Here is a 4,737-nt window from a genome sequence, read left to right on the forward strand (position 1 = left end):
TAGTGCCGGGTTGTACCCGGCACTGTTCGCCCGGCGACACGGTTGATCAGCGGGGCAGAGCCCCGCTCTACGGTGTCAGCGACTATCTGCTGGGCCGCCCTGCGCCGATGGAAACGGCGTAGTGCCGGGTTCTACCCGGCAATGTTGACCCGGCGACACGGTGGAGCAGCGGGGCAGAGCCCCGCTCTACGGTGTCAGCGGCTATCTGCTGGGCCGCCCCGCGCCAATGGAAACGGCGTAGTGCCGGGTTCTACCCGGCAATGTTGACCAGGCAACACGGTGGATCAGCGGGGCAGAGCCCCGCTCTACGGTGTCAGCGGCTATCTGCGGGGTCGCCCCGCACCGATGGAAACGGCGTAGTGCCGGGTTCTACCCGGCAATGTTGACCAGGCGACACTGTTGATCAGCGGGGCAGAGCCCCGCTCTACGTGGGAATGTTCCCCAGGCAATGCGGTGGTTCAGCGGGGCAGAGCCCCGCTCTACGTGGGAATGTTGACCAGGCAACACGGTGGAACAGCGGGGCAGAGCCCCGCTCTACGGTGTCAGCGCAATGCGTTGCGGCGCTTCTCGTCGATCCACTTGGAGGCCTGCGCCGGCTCGTAGGCGCGCATCCACTCCAGCATCTCGTCGATGTCCGAGCCGTACCAGAGGTCGGCGCGCTGCTCGGGGTGCAGGAAGCGCTCTTCCACCATGCGGTCGATCATGCCGATCAGCGGGGCGTAGAAGCCGTCCACGTCCAGGAAGGCGCACGGCTTGTTGCCGATGCCGAGCTGGCGCCAGGTGAGCATCTCGAAGATCTCTTCCATCGTGCCGAAGCCGCCGGGCAGGGCGACGAAGGCGTCGGACAGGTCGAACATGCGCGACTTGCGCTCGTGCATCGAGCCGACGACTTCCAGCTCGGTCAGGCCGCGGTGGGCCACTTCCCAGTCGGCCAGCTGCTGCGGGATCACGCCGGTGACGTCACCGCCGCCGGCCAGTACGGCGTTGGCCACGGTGCCCATCAGGCCGACGTTGCCGCCGCCGTACACCAGGCGCAGGCCGTCGCGGGCGATGCGGTCGCCCAGCGCGATGGCGCGCTCGGTGTAGATCGGCTTGCTGCCGGGGTTGGAGCCACAGTAAACGCAAATCGACTTCATTGGATCTTCCTGTGTTCGGAGGTAATGCGGCGGAAACGAAAAAGCCCCGCCGATGACCGATGTTCCGGTCTCGTGACGGGGTTGGTTCCGCAGATGCGATCGGCGATTTTAGCGCGTTCGCCGGGCCGGGGCCAAACCGGACCTGACCGGGGTGGTCAGGTCCGCTGCCGGCTTATGCCGCCTGCGACTGCTCCCTGCGCGGGCCTTCCTTCAGCGCCCGCCCCACCAGGCCCACCAGCAGGTCCAGCTCGTCGCTGTCCATGCCGAAGTGCGGGGTGAAGCGCAGCGAGTTCTCGCCGCCGTGAATGACGTTGATGCCGTGGTTGCGCAGCCACTCTTCGGTGGAGCCGGCGCCGTAACACTTGAACTGCGGGGCCAGCTCGCAGGAGAACAGCAGGCCGGTACCCTGCACCTTGGTGATCAGCCCGCCCAGCTCGCTCTTGAGCTGTTCCAGCTTGCGCACGGCTTCCTCGCCGCGCACGCGGATGTTCTCGCGCACCTGCGGGGTCAGCAGCGACAGGGTGGCGCAGGCCACGTCCAGCGCACGCGGGTTGGACGTCATGGTGTTGCCGTAGATGCCCTTGCGGTACAGCTGGGCGGCGTGGTCGGTGACGGCCAGCACCGACAGCGGGAACTGGGCGGCGTTGAGTGCCTTGGAGTAGGTCTCCATGTCCGGCGCCTCCAGCCCCTCGAAACCGGGGTAGTCCACGATCGACAGCACGCCATGCGCACGCAGGCCGGCCTGGATCGAGTCCAGCAGCAGCAGGCTGCCGTGCTGGCGGGTCAGCTCGCGGGCCAGGGCGTAGAACGACGGCGGCACCGAACGGCCCGGATCGCCTTCGCCCATCACCGGCTCCAGGAACACCGCTTCGACGAACCAGTGGTTCTGCTCGGCCTCGGCGAACACCCGCTTCAGCGCGTCTTCGTCATACGGCGCGATCGCGATCACGGAGTCCTCGCCACGATAGCTGGCCAGGTGCTGCATATAGGTTTTGCGGCTGGAGTCCGAGTACAGGCCGGGGCGGTCGGTGCGGCCGTGGAAGCTGCCCTTGACCACCACGCGCTTGATTTTGGCTCCGGCGTGGCGGGCGCCCGGATCGGTCTGCAGCTTGGCGTTGACGTCGGCGATGCGCGCGGCCAGGCCGACCGCTTCGGAACCCGAATTCAGGCACATGAAACGGCTGTACGGGCAGCCGCCGCGACGGTGGCCGATCTCCTGGCGCAGCGCGGCGATGAAGCGCTGCTGGGACAGGCTCGGGGTCATCACGTTGGCCATCACCTGCGGGGCCGACATGGCCTCCATCACGGCCGCCGGGGTGTGGCCGAAGCCGAGCATGCCGTAGCCGCCGGCGTCGTACAGCACCGCGCCCTTGAGCGTGACCACCCAGGCGCCGCGGGCGGCCAGGGCCACGTACGGGGTCACCGCGTCGTCGGCATAGAAATTGACGAAGCCGTCCTGCATGGCGTCGATCTGGGCGCGCTCGTCCAGCGCCAGCAGGCCGCCCAGGTCGGCGCGCACGCGCTCGAATTCGGCGGCGGCGGCGTCGATCGCGGCGACCAGGTCCGGATGGCCGGTGGCCAGGCGTTCGAGGGTGGCGTCATCCAGGCCGGTGGTCAGGCGGGTGCCCGGCTGGGCGCGAAGGGGGGCGAGACGTTCGATGAAGCTCATTGCAGATCTCCTGAAACGATTGGCGGCACGGCGGAAAAGCAAAACGCGCGTCTATTCGCGCGCGCTTCGGGCATTCCTGCTCGTGCATCAGACTTCCGGTTCGATGCTAGCACGCGGTTTTTCGCGCGATAACCCCGCAAAACGCTGCTGCATAGCAGCATTTTGCGCGACGTTTGGCCAATCCTGCATTGCTACCGAGGGCCAGTCGTACAATGGCCGACATTGCCTACACGTTGCCGTGCGCTGCCTTGAAGAAGTCCGATTTCAACTACGAACTGCCGCCTGAACTGATTGCCCAGGCTCCGCTTGCCGAGCGCTCGGCCAGCCGCCTGATGCTGGTGCCGCCGGCCCCGGCCGCGTTCGAGCATCGCCATGTGCGCGACCTGCCCGAGCTGCTGCGCGCCGGCGACCTGCTGGTCTTCAACGATACCCGGGTGATTCCGGCCCGTCTGTTTGGCCAGAAGGCCAGCGGCGGGCGGGTCGAGATCCTGATCGAGCGCCTGCTCGGCGCCCAGCAGGCGCGCGCCCAGGTGGGCGCCAGCAAGTCGCCCAAGGCCGGCAGCCGGATCGCACTGGATGCCGGCGGCGAGGCCGAGGTGCTGGGCCGCGACGGCGAGTTCTACGTCCTGCGCTTCCACATCCCCGGGGCACTGGAGCAGTGGCTGCTGCATGCCGGCCGCCTGCCGCTGCCGCCTTACATCCAGCGCGAGCCCGGGCTGGACGACCGCGAGCGCTACCAGACCGTGTTCGCCCGCGAGGTCGGCGCGGTGGCCGCGCCCACGGCCGGGCTGCATTTCGACGAAGCGCTGCTGGCAGCCCTGCAGGCGCAGGGGGTGGCCTTCGGGCATGTGACCCTGCATGTGGGCGCCGGCACGTTCCAGCCGGTGCGCGTGGACGACCTGGACCAGCACGTCATGCACCGCGAATGGCTCAATGTCGGTGCCGAGCTGGTCCAGCAGGTGCGCCGCACGCGCGCGGCCGGGGGCCGGGTGATCGGCGTGGGCACCACCGTGGTGCGTGCCCTGGAAAGCGCGATGCGCGACGGGGAGCTGCTTCCGTATGCCGGCGAGACCCAGATCTTCATCACGCCGGGCTACCGGATCCGCAGCGTGGACGCGATGGTGACCAATTTCCACCTGCCCGAAAGCACGCTGCTGATGATGATTTCGGCCTTCGCCGGGCAGGCGCGGGTGTTCGAGGCGTACCGGGCGGCCATCGAGGAGAAATACCGGTTCTTCAGCTACGGCGACGCCATGCTGCTGTTCCCGCAGGGGGAATGACCGGGGAGGGGCGCGACGCCGCCGCGGAGGTCTTGCCGCCGCGTCGGCCTGTTTTCGGCGACAATGGGCAATTATTTGCCCGACTGCCCGCTCCATGTCCCGACTCCAGTTCCAGCTCCAGACCACCGACGGTCGCGCCCGCCGCGGCCGCCTGACCTTTCCGCGCGGAACCGTCGAAACGCCGGCCTTCATGCCGGTGGGCACCTATGGCACGGTGAAGGGCATCCTGCCGGAGCAGATCCGCGCGCTGGGTGCGGAGATCATCCTCGGCAACACCTTCCACCTGTACCTGCGCCCGGGCCTGGACGTGATCGCCGACCACGGCGGCCTGCACGGCTTCGCGCGCTGGGACGGACCGATCCTGACCGACTCCGGCGGCTTCCAGGTGTTCTCGCTGGCGCATCGCCGCAAGATCACCGAGCAGGGCGTGACCTTCGCCTCGCCCACCGATGGCGCGCGTGTCTTCCTCGGGCCCGAGGAGAGCATGAAGATCCAGAAGGTGCTCGATTCGGACATCGTGATGATCTTCGACGAGTGCACCCCATACCCGGCCACCGAGCCGGTGGCGCGCACCTCGATGGAGCTGAGCCTGGGGTGGGGGAAACCACACCACAAAACACACAACGCGCTCGGCCAGCGCGCCGCAGCATCT

Annotated in this window: 4 protein-coding genes; 2 read left to right on the forward strand and 2 right to left on the reverse strand. The window is 68.0% G+C overall.

Annotation, left to right across the window (positions count from 1 at the left end):
- Window positions 1–542 precede the first annotated feature (542 nt).
- Both ACO6VK_RS20130 and ACO6VK_RS20135 read right to left on the reverse strand, forming a co-directional pair.
- On the reverse strand, window positions 543–1,136 hold the full coding sequence (locus ACO6VK_RS20130) for a TIGR00730 family Rossman fold protein (RefSeq protein ID WP_422510237.1): 594 nt from the start codon (window positions 1,134–1,136) through the stop codon (window positions 543–545).
- 172 nt (window positions 1,137–1,308) lie between these two features.
- On the reverse strand, window positions 1,309–2,805 hold the full coding sequence (locus ACO6VK_RS20135; RefSeq protein WP_422510239.1) for an aminotransferase class III-fold pyridoxal phosphate-dependent enzyme: 1,497 nt from the start codon (window positions 2,803–2,805) through the stop codon (window positions 1,309–1,311).
- Window positions 2,806–3,017: 212 nt separating this feature from the next.
- Between ACO6VK_RS20135 and queA the strand changes: the two genes are divergently transcribed.
- Together queA and ACO6VK_RS20145 are read left to right on the forward strand one after the other, a co-directional pair.
- Window positions 3,018–4,085: a tRNA preQ1(34) S-adenosylmethionine ribosyltransferase-isomerase QueA gene (queA, locus tag ACO6VK_RS20140; RefSeq protein WP_422510241.1), complete on the forward strand. Its 1,068-nt coding sequence runs from the start codon at window positions 3,018–3,020 to the stop codon at window positions 4,083–4,085.
- 94 nt (window positions 4,086–4,179) lie between these two features.
- Window positions 4,180–4,737 (forward strand): tRNA-guanine transglycosylase (locus ACO6VK_RS20145; RefSeq protein ID WP_422510243.1); only part of this gene is annotated, 558 nt, incomplete at its 3' end.

The organism is Stenotrophomonas sp. GZD-301 (genome assembly GCF_049310345.1).
Taxonomy (GTDB): domain Bacteria; phylum Pseudomonadota; class Gammaproteobacteria; order Xanthomonadales; family Xanthomonadaceae; genus Stenotrophomonas.